Source organism: Algoriphagus resistens, from assembly GCF_001442615.1.
Classification (GTDB): Bacteria; Bacteroidota; Bacteroidia; order Cytophagales; family Cyclobacteriaceae; genus Algoriphagus; species Algoriphagus resistens.
This window is the reverse complement of record NZ_LMXN01000017.1, coordinates 55,900-73,984: the sequence shown is the minus strand read 5'-3', so window position 1 is coordinate 73,984 and position 18,085 is coordinate 55,900. Positions and strand designations below refer to the sequence as shown.

Annotated in this window: 16 protein-coding genes; 10 read left to right on the top strand and 6 right to left on the bottom strand. The window is 41.2% G+C overall.

Annotated elements, in window-relative coordinates; genetic code table 11:
- The first annotated feature begins 157 nt into the window (after positions 1-157).
- The 4 genes from AS141_RS22865 to cas6 all read left to right on the top strand — a co-directional run bounded on the left by AS141_RS22865 (position 158) and on the right by cas6 (position 3,761).
- A complete protein-coding gene (locus AS141_RS22865; RefSeq protein ID WP_057940035.1) occupies positions 158-487 on the top strand; it encodes a DUF3276 family protein in 330 nt (109 codons plus the stop codon).
- Positions 488-576: 89 nt separating this feature from the next.
- Positions 577-1,662: an AI-2E family transporter gene (locus AS141_RS22860; RefSeq protein WP_057940034.1), complete on the top strand. Its 1,086-nt coding sequence runs from the start codon at positions 577-579 to the stop codon at positions 1,660-1,662.
- Between the two features lie 7 nt (positions 1,663-1,669).
- Positions 1,670-2,767, top strand: coding sequence for a redox-regulated ATPase YchF (gene ychF, locus AS141_RS22855; protein WP_057940033.1), 1,098 nt, complete (start codon positions 1,670-1,672; stop codon positions 2,765-2,767).
- Positions 2,768-2,864: 97 nt separating this feature from the next.
- The gene (gene cas6, locus AS141_RS22850; RefSeq protein ID WP_057940032.1) at positions 2,865-3,761 is read left to right on the top strand and encodes a CRISPR-associated endoribonuclease Cas6; all 897 of its coding nucleotides are present in this window, start codon (positions 2,865-2,867) and stop codon (positions 3,759-3,761) included.
- 37 nt (positions 3,762-3,798) lie between these two features.
- Here cas6 and AS141_RS22845 read toward each other — a convergent pair whose 3' ends face one another.
- The gene (locus tag AS141_RS22845; protein WP_057940031.1) at positions 3,799-5,076 is read right to left on the bottom strand and encodes a type IX secretion system plug protein; all 1,278 of its coding nucleotides are present in this window, start codon (positions 5,074-5,076) and stop codon (positions 3,799-3,801) included.
- 38 nt (positions 5,077-5,114) lie between these two features.
- Complete coding sequence (gene abc-f, locus AS141_RS22840; protein WP_057940030.1) at positions 5,115-7,049, bottom strand: ribosomal protection-like ABC-F family protein; 1,935 nt, start codon at positions 7,047-7,049, stop codon at positions 5,115-5,117.
- A gap of 93 nt (positions 7,050-7,142) precedes the next feature.
- Here abc-f and AS141_RS22835 point away from each other — a divergent pair, with 93 nt between their 5' ends.
- Entirely contained in the window at positions 7,143-8,342 is a 1,200-nt protein-coding gene (locus AS141_RS22835) for a PQQ-dependent sugar dehydrogenase (RefSeq protein ID WP_057940029.1), read from the top strand.
- A gap of 42 nt (positions 8,343-8,384) precedes the next feature.
- Here the strand turns inward: AS141_RS22835 and AS141_RS22830 are convergent, their stop codons facing one another.
- The 4 genes from AS141_RS22830 to AS141_RS22815 form a co-directional block, all read right to left on the bottom strand.
- Positions 8,385-9,704 (bottom strand): ABC1 kinase family protein, encoded by a 1,320-nt coding sequence (locus AS141_RS22830; protein WP_057940028.1) that lies wholly within the window; start codon positions 9,702-9,704, stop codon positions 8,385-8,387.
- Between the two features lie 3 nt (positions 9,705-9,707).
- Positions 9,708-10,373, bottom strand: a complete 666-nt coding sequence (locus AS141_RS22825; RefSeq protein WP_057940027.1) for a TetR family transcriptional regulator C-terminal domain-containing protein — start codon at positions 10,371-10,373, stop codon at positions 9,708-9,710.
- A gap of 113 nt (positions 10,374-10,486) precedes the next feature.
- On the bottom strand, positions 10,487-11,029 hold the full coding sequence (hslV, locus tag AS141_RS22820) for an ATP-dependent protease subunit HslV (protein ID WP_057940026.1): 543 nt from the start codon (positions 11,027-11,029) through the stop codon (positions 10,487-10,489).
- 93 nt (positions 11,030-11,122) lie between these two features.
- Positions 11,123-12,766 (bottom strand): pyruvate dehydrogenase complex dihydrolipoamide acetyltransferase, encoded by a 1,644-nt coding sequence (locus AS141_RS22815; protein WP_057940025.1) that lies wholly within the window; start codon positions 12,764-12,766, stop codon positions 11,123-11,125.
- A gap of 121 nt (positions 12,767-12,887) precedes the next feature.
- On the opposite strand from AS141_RS22815, the gene AS141_RS22810 reads away from it, so the two are divergent.
- From AS141_RS22810 to AS141_RS22790, 5 genes are all read left to right on the top strand, one after another.
- Positions 12,888-13,847, top strand: a complete 960-nt coding sequence (locus AS141_RS22810; RefSeq protein ID WP_057940024.1) for a YheT family hydrolase — start codon at positions 12,888-12,890, stop codon at positions 13,845-13,847.
- A gap of 29 nt (positions 13,848-13,876) precedes the next feature.
- Positions 13,877-14,575: an SOS response-associated peptidase gene (locus AS141_RS22805; protein ID WP_057940023.1), complete on the top strand. Its 699-nt coding sequence runs from the start codon at positions 13,877-13,879 to the stop codon at positions 14,573-14,575.
- A gap of 82 nt (positions 14,576-14,657) precedes the next feature.
- A complete protein-coding gene (locus AS141_RS22800; RefSeq protein ID WP_057940022.1) occupies positions 14,658-15,656 on the top strand; it encodes a 3-oxoacyl-ACP synthase III family protein in 999 nt (332 codons plus the stop codon).
- Complete coding sequence (locus tag AS141_RS22795) at positions 15,657-16,223, top strand: hypothetical protein (protein ID WP_057940021.1); 567 nt, start codon at positions 15,657-15,659, stop codon at positions 16,221-16,223.
- 108 nt (positions 16,224-16,331) lie between these two features.
- Positions 16,332-17,906, top strand: coding sequence for a toxin-antitoxin system YwqK family antitoxin (locus AS141_RS22790; protein ID WP_057940020.1), 1,575 nt, complete (start codon positions 16,332-16,334; stop codon positions 17,904-17,906).
- The last annotated feature ends 179 nt before the right edge of the window (positions 17,907-18,085 follow it).

Genomic DNA, 18,085 nt, shown 5'->3' with positions numbered 1-18,085 from the left:
CCTTCCCAAACATGAAGTTTTAACCGGATTTTCAGCAAATTAGATTAAAAACGAGCTGGATGATTAAAATAATAATGGTATGGTTTGAATTCTCGGGTCTAAATGTTTTATCTTAGGTCGAATTTTATACAACCTTATACTTATAACATAAAGAATTGTGGACGATCAAAGAGGCTATGATAGAGAGGAAATTTTCTCTAAAAAAGTAAAAGCAGGCAAGAGAACGTATTTTTTTGATGTCAAATCAACTCGCTCAAACGATTACTATCTGACTATTACCGAAAGTAAGAGAAAGGTAAACGGCGAAAATTTCACTTACGAAAAACATAAAATTTTCCTTTACAAGGAAGATTTTTTCAAATTTTCTGAAGCTCTCAATGAGGCTGTAGACCATGTGAAAAACGAACTTCTTCCTGATGTGGACTTTGAACAATATGAGAAAGAAGAATCCGAAACAGAATATAACGATGATTTGAAGTGGGAATAATACACTTTGATTAGCAATGGCTCTAGTTTCAACTTAGGGAAATAGTATATTAGAGGAGACAGAAATGTCTCCTCTTCTTATTCCTGAACATGCAGCGTTTTTTCATTTATCTCATTTTATTTATTGCAGTTTTTCTGCTTTTTGGCTGGTATTTCTCCAATATCACGCTGTACCTGATTATTTCTTTAATTCTGGCGGCACTTCTACGGCCACTGACTAACCAACTGAATGATTTCCACTTATTAGGACAGCACATTCCCAGATGGCTGGCAATACTCCTGTCCTACTCTGCAATAATTGTTCTGATGGTATTGCTCGGTTTTCTTTTCTTTCCACTAATCAATAATCAGATCATTATTTTAAGTGAATTGGATTTAAATGGGATTTATGAGCAGATCCAAGTACCAATCACCAGAGTGGAAGGATTTCTTTTTCGACATGAATTATTAGAGACTCAACCTGGGTATTTATTTGGTCGTTTGAAAGCCAGTATGATCGAAACGATCAAAGAATTTGATTTCACTTCCTTTATAGGTGGTGTGATCAATACCACGAGCAGCCTGTTTATCGGGACCATGGCCATCGCATTTATTAGTTTCTTCTTACTTTTGGAAAATGGTCTCTTGCGGAGAAACTTGCTCAATCTCATTCCAAATCCTTTTTTTGAGCTCTCAGTAGCAACTTTTACCAAAGTAGAAAAGTTACTATCCAATTACCTTTCGGGACTTTTGCTCCAGATGCTTGCGATCTTCTCTTTAGCTAGTTTTGGATTGACCATCATGGGGATAGAATACGCTTTAACGATAGCCTTATTTGCTGCTGTGGCAAATTTAATTCCCTATGCAGGGCCTTTGCTTGGGGCTACATTTGGTATCATAGTCGGAATTTCCTCAGGAACATTCGAAACCGACACAGAATTAACTTACTTAATTATCAAGATTCTTTCTGTATTCGGGCTTGTCCAGATCATGGATAATATATTTCTACAGCCCATGATTTTTTCAAAAACTGTCAAAGCGCATCCCCTTGAAATATTTGTTGTTATCTTTGCCGGGGCAAAAATCGCCGGCGTGGTCGGGATGATATTTGCCATCCCGGTTTATACCATCTTTAGAGTATTCATTTTGGAGTTTCACAAGGGGTATAAATCTTATAGAATATTTAAAATAAAATAACGAATTAATGGCATTACAATGTGGCATTGTAGGACTTCCAAACGTTGGAAAATCCACTCTGTTTAACGCCCTCTCCAGTGCAAAAGCTGAAGCAGCTAATTTTCCTTTTTGCACAATCGAGCCAAACGTGGGTGTAGTTACTGTTCCGGACAAGAGACTTCAGATCCTGGAAGAACTTGTCAATCCGCAGCGGGTTCTTCCGACAGTCATAGAATTTGTAGACATCGCTGGACTTGTTAAAGGAGCCAGCAAAGGCGAGGGACTCGGTAATAAATTTCTAGCTAACATACGTGAAGTAGATGCTGTAATCCATGTGATCCGATGCTTTGACGATGAAAACATCGTCCATGTAGCCGGTGGGGTAGATCCGATTTTCGACAAAGAGGTGATTGATACCGAGCTTCAATTGAAGGATTTAGAATCAGTTGATAAAAAAATCCAGAAATCAGAAAAAATCGCAAAATCCGGGGATGCCAAAGCAAAAAAAGAACTTGAAACGCTCTTGCAATTCAAGGAAGCGCTAACCAGTGGTAAAAATGCCCGTTCTGTCGATGTGGACAAGGAAGATCTGGAAGCTGTTCGTGATTTGCACCTGTTGACTATCAAACCCGTGATCTATGTGGCGAACGTGGATGAAGAAAGTCTTCAAAACGGTAACGAATATGTAGAGAAATTAAAGGAAGAAGTAAAAGATGAAAATGCTGAAGTAATCATCCTTTGCGCAGCTATAGAAGCTCAAATAGCTGAATTTGATGATCCTGAAGAAAAGGAATTGTTTCTGGGAGAATATGGTTTGGAAGAAAGTGGGTTGAACAAATTGATCAGTGGTGCGTACTCACTATTAAATCTTATTACCTATTTCACCGCTGGTGTTCAAGAGGTTAGAGCCTGGACTATAAAAAAAGGATGGAAAGCTCCAGCGGCTGCCGGAGTAATCCATACAGATTTCGAAAGAGGTTTTATCAAAGCTGAAGTTATCAAACTGGCTGAATATCAGAAATTTAAAACTGAAGCAGCCTGTCGGGAAAATGGTAAAATCGCTATTGAAGGAAAAGAATATGTAGTCCAAGATGGCGACATTATGCATTTTAGATTCAATGTGTAACGATTTCTAAAAAAAAGTGATAATTTTGTAATTGCTTATTCACCCCAAACGTTACAATTTTATCTTATTTATTGTCTCATTTTATTTTTAATTTACCGTGAGAGTTAGACTAATATTTTCCCTAAAAAACAAGGGTTCCTATTTACCTTTCCACCATCAGTACATACTGGCGCAATTCCTTAAGGGGTTAATTGTAAAAGGTGGTAGAGAAGAGTTTTACAACTATAACTACTTCAATTTCTCTGGTCTGAAAGGCCAGACTAAAGTGAGTAGAAGTGGATTGCATTACTATTCAAGTTTGGTTACCCTGGTACTGTCTTCCCAGAGCGAAGACTTCATGGACTATCTGCTGGAGCAGGTTTTTGCCACCCCAAAAATCGAGCTTGGCAACCTAATCATGGTTCCTGAATACACTGAGATCGAAGTAGAACCAGTATTGGAGACCTCAAACAAGTTCGTTTGTATATCTCCATTAGTATTGATCACTCCTGCTTTCAATGAGGAAGCGGGGAAGCGATTCATTAGCCCTGACAGTGACGAGTTTTCTGACTTGCTCTATGAATCTACGCTTACCCGAATGGAGAGATCTGGCTGGTACACTCCCGAACAGATGGAGACTTTCTACAAATTTCAGGTGGTGCCAGACATGGTGTATGTGAACAAACTGAAGGAAGCCCAGAAGAAATTCGCCAGAATCTATGCCGTTTATGACATGGATGTGAAATACGAAGTAAGAGGTTATACACTTCCAATTACATTATATGCAGCACCTGAAGTTCAGGACTTCGTATTCAAATGTGGCTTGGGTGCATTTACGCATAAAGGATTTGGTATGCTTGATTTGGCCAACCACCCTCCTGGCCCTAGAACAACCACTTACAAATTCAAAAGAGAGGGATTTGTTCCTTACAAACCAAGTGAACGTATCCGTGAGAATGTAGCCCCACAGGCAGAAGGAGATAATGAATCTTCTAATACAGAAGAGGAGTCATAAGAAAATCCCTTCCATTCAATTGGAAGGGATTCTTTCTTTAAAGCCTCCTGCGGTTAGGATGTAGATAGATATATCCCACCAACTGGTCGTAGCGCGAGCCTAGATTCCGGAAATAAACCAGCACTTCATACTCATTCTCCGTTTCGAAGTAGCTCCCTTCAAATGATTTTGGCTCGAATTCACCGTTTTGTAAAAATGCATATTGGTAATCATACCAGCCCTGCTTTGCCAAAATCGAAGTAGTGTAAACTCCCATGTCCGTATCCCACTCCATTTTAGCCTCTGGCGACTTTCCCCAATTAGTCAAGGAACCTAATAAATAAACAGGATCGGAACCTTGCTCTATTGCCAGCCTAAAAGTCATTAGCATGTATTCACTTTCTATTTCAGGATTACCCCCAGGGCGATCTTTGGTTTCTACCAAATATTGACCATTCAGGTCCAAATATTGAGAATACGCAGTCTCTGGCCTTGGCTTATCTATCGTCCCATCGGCAAAAATCACATCTGGTTCCACACGTAAATCGGCCACATTTACTCCGTTTGCCCTAATAAACCTCAAGTCAACGAAACGAAACTCATTGCCTGCATCGAATGTATTTCCACCATCAAAGGATTCATATCTCAGGATCTTCGAACTCTCGTTCATGAACGTCGGTTTTGCCAAAAACTTCGCGTTGTCCCAACGTTGGTTTTGCCGGATGTAAACCTTGATCTGTCCGTCAGGATTTGTCACCTCCCCTGCTGAATAATTTACAACCACGTTTATCTGTTGGGAATTGCTTCGATCCGCTGTCTGGGAAGGGGGCACTATCGCTGCACCTACTTTAAAAAGTTCCTCATAGACCATAAACCGCCTGGTCAAAATCACATCTGATTCATCCCGCTGACGATAGACTTTAATGATGTAATTTCCAGACTTTGTGACGGCAGGAAGCTCAAACCTGTAATGGATGTAGGGTATCCGGGTATTGACAGAATACTCATAGTTCTGAATATTGAATTCGTTGAATGTAGGAATAAAATCATTATCCTTCAATTGAGACTTTTGCCAATCTGAATCACAGTGAATCAGTTTGGCCGTGTACAATTCCGGATCGAAAGCCAGATCATCAAAAAGTAGAACAAGTGGTTTTCCAGTTCTCAAAGGAACTACCGGGGCATCTATAGTTGCATCAAATGTTGCTCCCGCTGGAAACAATCGAACAGACTGAATGTGCTCTTTGTAAACTTTATCTTCCAATTGCTGTGCAAACAGCTGGAAAACAGCTGAGATAATCAGCAAAAAACAAATACTAAGGGATTTGGTCTTCATCCTGAAAAATAGGCAAAATGAAGACCAAATCTAAAATTTTAGGAAAGGACTTCCTGCAAACTGGAGATCTTGTCCACCAAAAACTCCCATTGCTCGTTTGAGGTATGAAGTTTAGCCTGAAGCCTTTGGTAAGAAGACTGTATTTCTTGGATTTCTTCTTCATGGGAATACAGCTCCGGATCAGCCATTTTGCGTTCCAAATCTATTTTTTTCTCTTCCAGCTTTTCCACTTCCTTCTCCACCCGCTCTAATTCTTCTTCCAATTTTCGAAGGTCTTTCCTAGCCTGCTGAACTTCCGGATTATTTACAGGAGCCTTAGGTTTTGGTTGCTCCTTTTTCAGCGCTTTGGGAGCTGCTTGTACCGGTGCTTGGTCTACTTGCTTTTCCCTCCAAGCCTCATACTCTGCGTAAGTTCCCGGATACTCCTTTATCTCATGGTTCTCTATGTACCAGATCTTATTTGCTACACCTCTGATGAAATGTCTATCGTGGGAAACCGTCACAAATGTCCCTTCATACTGCTGAAGTGCCTGAATCAGAATATTCACCGATTGGAAATCCAAGTGGTTAGTAGGTTCATCAAGCAGCAAAAAATTAGCTTCAGAAATCAGAGTCTTCGCCAGTGCTACCCTGGATTTCTCTCCCCCGGAAAGCACCTTAATTTTTTTAAACACCTCCTCATTGGTAAACAAAAAACACCCTAACACACCCCGGAGCTCCATTTCAGTCTTACCACTCCCTGCTTGTGCCATTTCTTGAAGTATCTCATTGTCCAGTGTCAAAGCTTCCAGCTGATGCTGGGCAAAGAAAGATTTGATCACATTGTAGCCTTCAGTTCTTTCACCTTTCAGATTTTTTTCGGATCCATCAATAATTCTGAGCAGTGTGGATTTACCTTTTCCGTTTGCTCCGATCAACGCAATTTTATCCCCTCGCTCAATTCTGGCTGTAGTGTTTTTTAAGATGACATTATCACCATAAGCCTTAGATATATTATCCAAGATTACTACGTCCCGGCCAGATTGTTTGGAGAATTTAAATTTGAAATTCACCGATACTTCATCATTGACTACCTCATGTACACGGTCCATTCTATCCAGCGCTTTGATTCTTGATTGCACCTGATTGGATTTGGTAGCTTTTGCCCGGAATCTTTCGATGAATTTCTCAGTCTGCTTGATCATCTGCTGCTGATTCTCATAGGCATTCTGCTGGATTTCCATCCGCTCTTTTTTCTCTTCTTTGTAAAATGAGTAGTTGCCGGAATAAAGTGTCAGGGTGTTGCTGGCCACTTCCACAGTACTGCTGATACAATTATCCAAAAAAGTCTGATCATGGGAAACGACAATAACCGCCCCCTCATAATTTTTCATATAGTTTTCCACCCACTCGATGGAAGGAAGATCGAGGTGGTTGGTAGGTTCATCAAGCATTAGAAGTGAAGGTTTTTCCAACAAAAGCTTGGCTAGCATTACGCGCATTCTCCATCCTCCGGAAAAAGTCCGAAGTGGCTTTCCCAAATCGGCAGATTTGAAACCAATTCCTTCCAAAACTTCCTCGGCTTTTGCTTTGATTGTGTAGCCTTCATTTGCTTCGAATCTTTCCTGAAGAAATGCCAGTCTATTGATCATCTCATCAGAATAATCGGTCTCCATCTTTTTCAGGATCTCGTCGATCTCGTCCTGAAGTGCCAAAGTCTCCTTGAAAGCCGCCAAAGCAACATTTAGGATGCTGTCATCCGACTGATAGGAAAGCAGATCCTGATTTAAAAACCCAATCGTACAATCCTTGGCTTTCTGGACCTCCCCAGAACTAGGCTGATAGTCTCCATTTATAATTTTCAACAGAGTGGATTTGCCTGTACCGTTTTGGCCTACTAGGCCAATTTTGTCCTTAGGTTTGATATGTAAATTGGCGTTTTCATACAATGGACGCCCGCCAATGAAGTAAGAGAGATTGCTAATCGATAACATGGTGCAAAATTAACCATTCGCCCGCTCATAACCTTTTCATTCCCAAACATTCTGAATGTTTCTTAACTTACTCTATCAATGAAACACCCAATTATGAACTATCTATCTAAATTTTCAACTGTCCTGGGAATAGGAATCACCCTATTTTTGGCTGGCTGTGAGAAAAACCAAAAAGCTGAAGCTCAAAATTTTACCACGCCAAACAGCGCAAATAAACGAAATATCAGTAACGCTTTGGCAGAGGTCAAACTTGATAAAATCAAGTTACCTGAAAATTTCAAGATTGAAGTCTGGGCAGCAGATATTCCAAATGCCCGGCAGATGGCAATTTCAGAAGATGGGATTGTTTTCGTGGGCAACCGTCAAGAAGATAAAGTCTATGCGATTATTGATGAGGATGATGACGGCAAAGCTGATACTAAATTTATTCTTGCTGAAGATCTGAACATGCCAAATGGTGTCGCATATAAAAACGGCGATCTCTATGTGGCAGAAGTGAGCCGGATTATCAGGTTCAAAGACATCAAAAACAACCTGAATGCTCCTAAATATGAAGTCGTTTACGATGGCTACCCTACTGAAGCGCACCACGGTTGGAAGTTTATAGCCTTTGGCCCTGATGGCCTGCTTTATGTGCCTGTCGGGGCACCCTGTAATATTTGCAAATCCGAAGATGAAATCTTTGCCTCCATCACCAGATTGGATGTGACCTCACCAAACCCCACCCCAGAAATCGTAGCACATGGTGTAAGAAACTCAGTGGGGTTTGATTGGGATCCGAAGACCGGCGACATGTGGTTTACCGACAACGGCCGTGATATGATGGGTGACGACGTACCAAACTGCGAACTGAACCACATCACCGAAACAGGCCAGCATTTCGGTTATCCATACTGGCATGAGGGAACTGTAAAAGATCCTGAATTTGGCGACAAAGGTGGTCCTGCAAGTGATTATGTAGCTCCAGCAGCTAAAATGGGTGCTCACGTAGCTCCTTTAGGCATGAGATTCTATGGAGGAAGTATGTTTCCTGCGGAATATCAAAACAAGGTAATTGTTGCAAAGCATGGCTCTTGGAACAGGAGCAAAAAGTCAGGCTATGTTCTGACCTCCATCGAGGTAGATGGTTCCGCTGCCTCCGGCGAAAAAGATTTCGCCACGGGATGGTTGGATGAAGATGCCCAAGAAGCCTGGGGACGTCCGGTGGATGTGCAGGAAATGAAAGACGGAAGTCTTTTGGTTTCAGACGATATGGCAGGGGTAATCTACCGGATTACTTACTCTACTAATTAATTCAACAATAAAGTGGGAAGCGGTGCACTTCCCACTTTATTGTTATCCTAACCAATCCGGCTTTGTAGTCACCACTTCAGCTTGAAGCTGGTTCAGTAGATTATACAACCCAAAGTAGGTCCTGTTTACATACAATCCATGTTTAGAGCCTCGTGCCTGATTAGATTTTTTGAATAGCTTGTCATTCGAAACACGATCTCCGAGTTCAAAGATCTTCTCAAAGAAACCATCATCTGAGAAGTCAAACATATCTACATGGAAAGGCTTCCCTAATAGAGAAATCATCTCCTTAAAGATAGCTTTAAAATACTCCTGCTCCTCAGGGGTATCCTTGTCAGAAATAAATTCTAAGTCAAAAAACACCTGGTCCAGTTCACTGCTATTGATCAGCAGATCTTTTTTGATCAGTGCAAAATAACCCTGGTAGAAATCCTCAGGGATCACTTTCACACAGCCGAAGTCAATAATTCCCAGTTGATCTTCCTTTTGAATTATAAAATTACCTGGGTGTGGATCGGCATGAACCTGCTTGAGATTATGAACCTGATGATGGTAAAAATCCCATAGAGCCTGTCCGATCTGATTTCTCGATTCTTGGCTTGGATTAGTTTGCAGCCACTCCTTCATATGCTTCCCATCGATCCAATCCATCGTAATGATCCGCTCAGCACTGAATTCGTCGTAATAGGAGGGGAATTTCAGATTTGGAATATGGCTGCATTCACCGGAAATCTCCCTGGATCTGCGTACTTCCAACACATAATCTGTTTCTTCCAGCAGCTTCTCCTCCACTTCGGCCATATAATGATCCAGCTCCTTTTCATTCATATTTAACAACCTCAGAGCAAAAGGCCTTACAAGCTTCAAATCAGAACTCACCGAATCGGCAATTCCTGGATATTGGATTTTTACAGCCAGTTTTTTATCCCCCATAGTAGCTTGGTGAACCTGTCCAATGGAGGCTGCATTCACCGCCGATCTCGTAAAGGTGTCAAAAATCTGGTCTGGTGTTTTACTGAAATACTTCTGAAAAGTCTTCACGACCAAAGGATAAGATAAGGGCGGAGCCGAATACTGTGCCATTGTGAACTTATCCTGATAGGCTCGAGGCATCAAATTCTTGTCCATAGACATCATCTGAGCTACTTTTAAGGCTGATCCTTTCAGCTGGCTAAGGGAGTTATAAATATCCGAAGCATTGTTTTGATGGAGCTCTTCCCGATCCATTGAAGGATTCACCATTTTTTTTGCATAATGCTTCACATAATTCCCCCCTACTTTTGCCCCTGTAGAGATGAATTTTGCCGCACGCTGTACCTTTGAGACAGGAATGGCCTGTTGCTCATTTAAGTTATCTGTCATGGATTATTTAGACTGATACATAAATTTTGCGAAGTCAAGAAATGAATCAAGGGCACTTTTGCCCATCAGATCAAAGCCTAGATTCACAGATTTCTCTATAGCGGCATCGGTTTTCTCAAATCTCGGGGATCTATCATCCAGCCAATATCTAAAAATAAATCCTACCTGTATCCAAAGCGCTTCATCGTATCGATCTGAAATCACCGGTCGGGATGCAATTTCTTGTGTCTCCTTTCCTTCCAGAATTATCTCATTTGCAAAGGCTTTAAATTTTTCTTTGAACTCCATAGCATCTTTTTGCAAATTGATGAATGATTTAGCCTTATGCTCGTAAAGGCAAAGCAGATAGGATCTATTCCCTTTTAACACTTCTATCCAGGTAAACAGAAAACTTAGGAATTTTTCCCGTGCTGAATATCCTTCAAAAACTCCCTGCTTGGCAATTTCAGCTAGTGTCTCTTCAAAAATATCTACTAGAATGGTGGATTTGATCGACTCGAAAGAAGTGAAGTATGTATAGAAGTCCCCTTCATTCATTTTCAAATCTTTGGCAAACTTAAATACTGATTTAGGCAAATCACCATGTTCGAGCACATGATTTTTAAACCCTTCCAGAATCAGCTTTTTATAATCTTTCTTAGTTGTCTTCTTAACAGTGGTAGCTTCCATAGTATTTCTTTTATACAAGAGTAAACCGTCAAGTGGCACAACAGGTTTAGAAAATCACAAAAAAAACCGAAGTTATGCCCCTCGGTTTAGTTTTTTTTTTATTTCTATTGAAATCAACCAGTTACTCTCTCTATTACTAAGTTGTGATTGGTATAGATGCAGATATCAGCTGCAATATTCAGGCTTTCTCTTACCATTTCTTCCGCGCTCATCTGGGGAGCAAATTGCTTCATCGCTCTAGCAGCAGATTGGGCATACATGCTTCCAGATCCTATGGTAGCTATTTCCATGTCTGGTTCGATCACGTCCCCTGTACCAGAAATAATCAAAATATCTTCTTTGTCCGCAACGATCATCATTGCCTCCAGTTTGGAAAGCATACGATCTGTTCTCCATTCCTTAGCCAGCTCCACTGCAGATCGCTTCATATTATTTCCGAAAGCTCCGAGCTTCTCTTCGAATTTTTCCAAAAGTGTAAAAGCATCTGCTGTAGAACCTGCAAAACCTGTGACGATCTTACCGCCTTGCAAAACTCTTAACTTCTTCACGCTGCTTTTAGCAACGGTATTACCCATTGTTGCCTGTCCGTCCGCTCCTATTACTACTTCTCCATTATGTCTAATCGCTACTACCGTTGTTGATTTAATCTTTGTCATGTGTTTGGTTATTGTGTGATGGATACTTACCAATAAACGTACAAAAAACAAAAAGTCCTGAAATCAGGACTTTTTGGCAGTTTATTAAAATTCTTAAACCAGGATTCTAACCGGATCTTCAAGCAAACTTTTCAAGGTGATTAAGAAGGCAGATCCTACAGATCCATCCACCACTCTATGGTCACAAGACAAGGTCACTTTCATCAGGTTTCCAATTTTCATCTCCCCATCTTTCACGATTACAGTCTCCTTAATGCCTCCTACTGCTAGGATACATGCATCCGGGGGGTTGATGATTGCTGTGAATTCATCAATTCCAAACATTCCCAAATTGGAGATTGTGAAGGTATTTCCTTCCCAGTCCTTAGGCTGCAACTCCTTATTTTTAGCTTTTCCACCGAGACTTTTTGCCTGGGTAGAAATCTGGGAAAGAGAAAGGCTGTCGGCAAACCTGATTACCGGTACCAACAATCCCTCATCTACTGCTACTGCCATACCGATATGGATATGGTCGTTGTATCTGATCTTATCACCTAGCCAGCTTGAATTCACTTTAGGGTGCTGGCGTAAAGCTGCAGCTGCAGCTTTAATTACCATGTCATTAAAGGAAATCTTCACTGGAGCAACTTCATTCATGCTCTTTCTAGCTTCGATGGCCTTGTCCATGTTGATTTCCATGGTCAGGTAGAAGTGGGGCGCTCCAAACTTGCTTTCGGCAAGTCTTTTGGCTATCACCTTTCTCATCTGGGAAACTTTCTCTTCCTTAAAACTTTCCACTCCGACAGCCGGAGCGGCAGTTCCTACAGCAGCGCCTCCTTGTGGAGCAGCGGCTGGTACAAAGTTCTCTACATCTCTCTTGACCACTCTACCACCTTCGCCTGAACCGCTAACAGTACGAATATCTATTCCTTTATCTTCAGCCATTTTCTTGGCAAGAGGAGAAGCTTTTAATCTATCGCCATCAGCAGACGACGCCGGCGCACTACTTGCCGCTGGCGCTGCAGAAGCTTTCGGAGCTTCCTCTTTCTTTTCCTCCTTAGCAGGTTCAGCTTCGGCTTCCGCTGGAGCTTCAGAGGATTCAGACTTTTGAGCTTTCAAGAGCGTCTCATAATCAGCTCCTTTTTCACCTATCACTGCGATCACTCCATCTACAGGCACACTGTCCCCAGCTTCCACTCCTATATATAGTAAGGTTCCGTCGTCATAAGACTCAAGTTCCATAGTAGCCTTATCAGTTTCTACCTCAGCTATGATTTCGCCAGATTTCACATCCTCCCCTACTTTCTTCAACCATGAAGCAATTGTTCCCTCCTGCATGGTATCAGACATCTTAGGCATAGTGATCACAGTTGCGTTGATGTTCGAGACATCAATTTTCTCTGCTGGAGCTTCTGATTTGGCTGGTTCAGCCTTTTTTTCTTCGGCTTTCGGCGCTTCCTCTTTTTTATCTTCTGCTGCAGAGGCTTCACCACCGTCTAATAGGTGCTGATAATCCTCTCCTTTCTCACCAATCACAGCAATCACACCATTTACCGGTACTGCATCCTTTTCTTTAACTCCAATATATAAAAGCACACCCTCGTCGTAGGATTCCAGCTCCATAGTTGCTTTGTCGGTCTCTACTTCTGCCAGGATATCCCCCGGCTTCACTGAATCTCCAACTTTTTTCAACCATGCAGCGATCACACCTTCTTCCATGGTGTCGCTCATTTTAGGCATTCTTATTATTTCGGCCATAGGTTATTCCGCGCTAATTCGTTTTTAAAGTGTCCAAAAATAGTTTTTATAATGGCTTTATTCAAATTTAAAACTAGTAATTTCCCCAAGCATTTCAGCCTTCTAACCATATCCTCCTGATATGCCCTTATTAGAGAACATCACCTACATCAGGCCCAAGTGGCTGTTTAACGGGCACTTAGAAACAATCTACCCCTCCCTTTTCAGGAAAGTTATTGCTCCAAATCCCGTCATTGAGAGAATACCAACAACTGATGGTGACTTCTTGGATATTGACTGGTATCGTCAAGGAAAGTCAAAATTGATCATTGTAAGTCACGGTTTGGAAGGCAACAGCACTCGGTCTTACATGATCGGAATGGTTAATAGCTTCCTGAAAAAGGATTACGATGTTCTTACGTGGAATTTTCGCAGCTGCAGCAATGAGATGAATAAACAGCTGATTTTCTATCATTCTGGTGCTACATACGATCTGGATCTGGTAGTGAAACATGCCTATAATGCCTATGAAGAGATAAATCTTGTAGGATTCAGCCTGGGTGGGAATCTCACCTTGAAATACCTTGGAGAAAAAGGAAATAGCCTAGCTAAAATTCATAGAGGTGTAGCGATATCGGTTCCATTACATCTGGGAAGTTCTTCCAGAAAAATCTCTGAAATAGGAAATACACTTTATTCCAGGAGATTTTTGCGAAGTCTAAAAAAGAAAGTTATGGATAAATCGGCCGCACATCCAGGAAAGATACCACTGGAGGCACTAAGGAATATTAAAACTTTGGAAGATTTTGATGATTATTTTACTGGCCCACTACATGGATTTGCGGATGCTGAGGAATATTATGAAGTCAATTCTTCCATCTACTTTCTGGATAAGATAAAAGTGCCCACACTTGTCCTAAACGCACAAAATGACCCCTTCCTTAGTGATTTATGCTTCCCTTTGGCGCTCGCTAAAACGTTGGATCAGGTCTATTTCGAATTCCCAAAATATGGGGGACATGTAGGGTTCAATCCAGCCAATTCCGAAAAACCATACTATTCAGAGCAAAGAGCAGTTGAATTTATAACAGCTGTTATCTAACTTCCTGCCAATTACAGCGATATAAAATTATGTGCGGACGATATTCCCTAAGCAAAAGCAAAAAAGAGCTCGAAGAAAGATTTCAGGCAGAAATGTTAACCGATTTTAAGCCGCGATATAATATCGCTCCCACGCAGCTGGTACCTGTGGTCACTTCACAAAGCCCAAAAGGTTTTTCATACTTCTACTGGGGAATAACTCCTGAGTTCGGAAAAAACAGGCCTGTGGCACAAAAGCTTATTAATGCAAAAGCAGAAAACATCCATGAGAAAATTTCATCTAGGACTGCTTTTAGACAGAGACGCTGCATCATTCCAGCTGACGGATTCTATGAGTGGAAACGCCTTGGTAAAAAAACTTCCGTTCCCAACAGGTTCACTTTACGGGAAGGCGAGCTTTTTTCATTTGCCGGAATATGGGAAGAATATGAATCCGTAAACGGAGAAACCCAGCATACTTTCCTGATAATCACCACAACACCTAATGAAACAATTTCTGGTGTCCATGATAGAATGCCAGCGCTACTGGATCAAAATTCAGAGAAAAAATGGCTGGATAAATATACAGAGGAGGAGGAGCTTCTAACCTTGCTCAAACCCTACCCGTCTGATTCTATGCTGGGCTTTCCCGTCTCACCGCTAGTGAATTCTATTCAGAATGACAGCCCTGCAATCATGCAAAAGACCTCTCCCATGGATCAACACGGCAACTATACTCTTTTCGGCTAACTATCCGCCGACTCTGCCCTCTTTGCTAGATTGAATTGATCTGTCGATATTGTCAGTCAATTTTATGCTAACCCAAATTGACATGAAAAAATCCAGAATTCTAGGAGTGGGTCACTATGTACCAGAAAGGACCGTCACCAATGATGAGCTTTCCCAACTGATGAACACCAGTAATGAATGGATCATAGAACGTACGGGAATAGAATCAAGAAACTGGTTTACTCCAGGCGTCGATACGGTGACTAATATGTCCAAAAAAGCTTCGGAAATGGCTTTGGAGCGTGCTGGAGTAAAAGCAGAAGAAATAGATTTTATAGTTTTCGCAACTATTTCTCCAGATTATTTCATGCCGGGAAATGGAGTATTGCTTCAGCATGAATTGGGAATGGGCACTATTGGGGCACTCGATGTACGTAATGCCTGTTCTGGATTTCTATATGCACTATCGGTCGCAGATCAATTTATCAAAACAGGTATGTACAAAAAGATTCTTGTGGTAGGTGCAGAAATCCAATCTTCCGCTTTGGACAAAAGTGATGAGGGAAGGTCGAGTTCTGTGATTTTTGCTGATGGAGCAGGGGCCGCGATACTGGGTGCTGTGGAAACGGATCAGCCGGGAATACTTTCCACACATCTACATGCCCAAGGTAAGTATGTAGAAGAACTGTATTGCAAAGATCCAGGAAGTAGCCGAGAAGTTCGGATTTCTCAAGAATTAGTAGAATCCGGTAGTTTTTTTCTGAAAATGAATGGAAATATGGTCTTCAAACATGCAGTGGTCAGGTTTATGGAAGTAATTCAGGAAGCTTTAGATACCAATCGATATGATAAATCAGAGATAGATTTACTGGTAACCCATCAAGCCAACTTAAGAATTAGTCAATATATCCAAAAGCAACTTAACCTTCCTGATAAAAAGGTGTTTAACAATATCATGAACAAGGGTAATACGACTGCTGCTACTATACCGATTGCACTTAGCGAAGCTTGGGAGCAAGGAAAAATCAAGGACGGTGATCTGATCTGTCTTGCAGCATTTGGGGCCGGATTTACGTGGGCATCAGCTTTACTCCGATGGTAAATGGCAGGGAACTCCAATAAAATAGATCTGGGGCTTTGGCTTGACCAGAATATAATCCAGCGTCAAAATACGCTTAAATCCAAATTCTGGGAAATTCTTAATGAGACGGGTAATTCCGTGGATTCTGAAATACTCAAGGAAATCCACCCGGCAGGACGTGGTGTGAAACTTTCTAAAGGTAATGATCTGGCAGGATATCCCTATCAAGTTTTGGATTTGATTAGAGACTTTGACCTCACAAGCGGACTGAACATACGTTTATTAAACTGGTTTGGCCATGGCCTTTTCTTCTTTGTTTTATTAGGTAAAAACCATCCTAAAGCACCTATGCAACAGCTCAAAGGAACCAACTGGAAATTCGATCAATCCCATACACCTTGGGAGTACACAGAGATACTCCTTAAGGGTGCATCAACCGACTCCCCTACAGCCGATGTGCTCAAAAATTCAGGCTTTTATCAATGGCATAAAGCAGTCTTGATTTCTGGGGACATAGTTGCTATTAAGAAAGAGATTTTGGATGAACTAAAAAAATTGATATTCTTACTTTCTCAAAAAGTGGGATAAAGCCGGAAATAATTTATTTTTAAACAGGAATCAGCTTCATTCGTACACTATTCAGATTATCCTTTTAAAAAGGTCCAGCCCCTCTGAATCCACTCGAAAACAAACTATATGAAATATATCTTAATCGCATTAATTCTATTCAGCACGCCGTTATTTGCGCAAGAAAGCTCCATGGTACGCCAGTACAATTCAGACTCTACACTGATGGCCACCGGTGTGCTTACCAATGCATTGCGCGAAGGTCTATGGAAATATTATGACCCAAAAACAAATACCCTGCTAACCGAAGGGACGTTTAAAAATGGGCTGAGGGAAGGAACTTGGAGTAGTTTTTATCCCGACGGCAAAAGAAAAGTCGTGGCTGAATATAGAGATGGAAAACTTTTTGGACCGTCGAAATTATACGATGCTAACGGCGCACTGAAGAAGGAAATGATTTTTCAGGATTCTGTCATTGTAGGCAAATACATAGAATATTTCGGCAGAACTGGTGTACCAGAGTATATTGATGCCAAACAGGTAGCTGTTGAGGGTCAATATGAAAACAGTAAAAAAACCGGCCAATGGGTACAATATTATGATTTTGGGGAGGTAGCTGTCCGTGAATTTTATGTTAACGGACTACGAGAAGGGCCATTTCTGGAATATGATACCGAGGGGACATTAATTACAGAGGGGCTGTATAAAGCAGGCGAATTGGATGGAGCATTCAAAAGACTTACCTATCCGAACCTTGTGGTAGAGGAAGGGAATTATAAAAACGGAAAAAAAGTAGGAGAATGGACCAGATACTTTACCGGCACAAAAACTAAAGAATCAGAAGAATTTTACGACGAAAACGGAAATCGGATAGGTACATGGAAGTATTACTACGAAAATCAAAGGCTTGCAAGAATAGAAAAATATGAGAATGGAATTGCGGTAGGAACCTGGGAGGAATATTTCCCAAACAAGTCAATTGCCAAGCGTAAAATGTATGAGCTGGGAGTTCCTATCGGCAACTATGCAGAATACCATAGTTCAGGTCAAATCTCAGTTTCCGGACAATATACCAATGGGATGAAAACAGGTGTTTGGAAGAGTTATTTCCCGGATGGTGAATTATATTCCATAGGAGAATATAGAAACGACCTAAAAACCGGACTTTGGAAGTATTTCAATAAGATCGGAATCCTGATAGCCGAGGGAGAATACACTGTAGGGTTAGAAGACGGCCAGTGGGTTTACTACTACGATGGTGGACAACTGAAATCAGTCGGTAGCTATAATATCGGATTCGAACATGGAATTTGGGGGCTTTTTTATGACAACAAGCAGCTTACACAGGAAGAATATTGGGACAATGGCCGACTGATGAATGTCAGCGATTACAAAACCTACGACGGAAGTCAAAATCTGGATAAAGGGACTCTTCAAAATGGTAACGGCACAAGAATCACCTATTATGTAAACGGCAGGAAGGAATCTGAGGGAAATTATATTTCGGGAAAAGCAGATGGTACCTGGCTTTTTTATCATGAAAATGGTAGAAAAGCATCTGAAGGCCAAATGAAAGACGGTAGAAAAGAAGGCCCTTGGAGGTATTATAATCCTGCTGGACGCCTGGAGGATTTGATTAATTATAAAAATGATGAAATCCAGGAAGAATCACTCACTAACCTGCTTAACTCGACCAATCCATAGCCACTCTGCTGCCTCTTGGTTTTGTTACAGCATATATTGCTTAGCCATGTTGTAGAATACACGAAAGCAAAGCTGATAAGAACGCATTTCGAGATAATTGGCAGTAAGATGAAAAGTAAAGGAGCCGATCAACCAGAGGACTTGGGTTAAATACAAAAAACAGAATAGCTGTGAAAAGT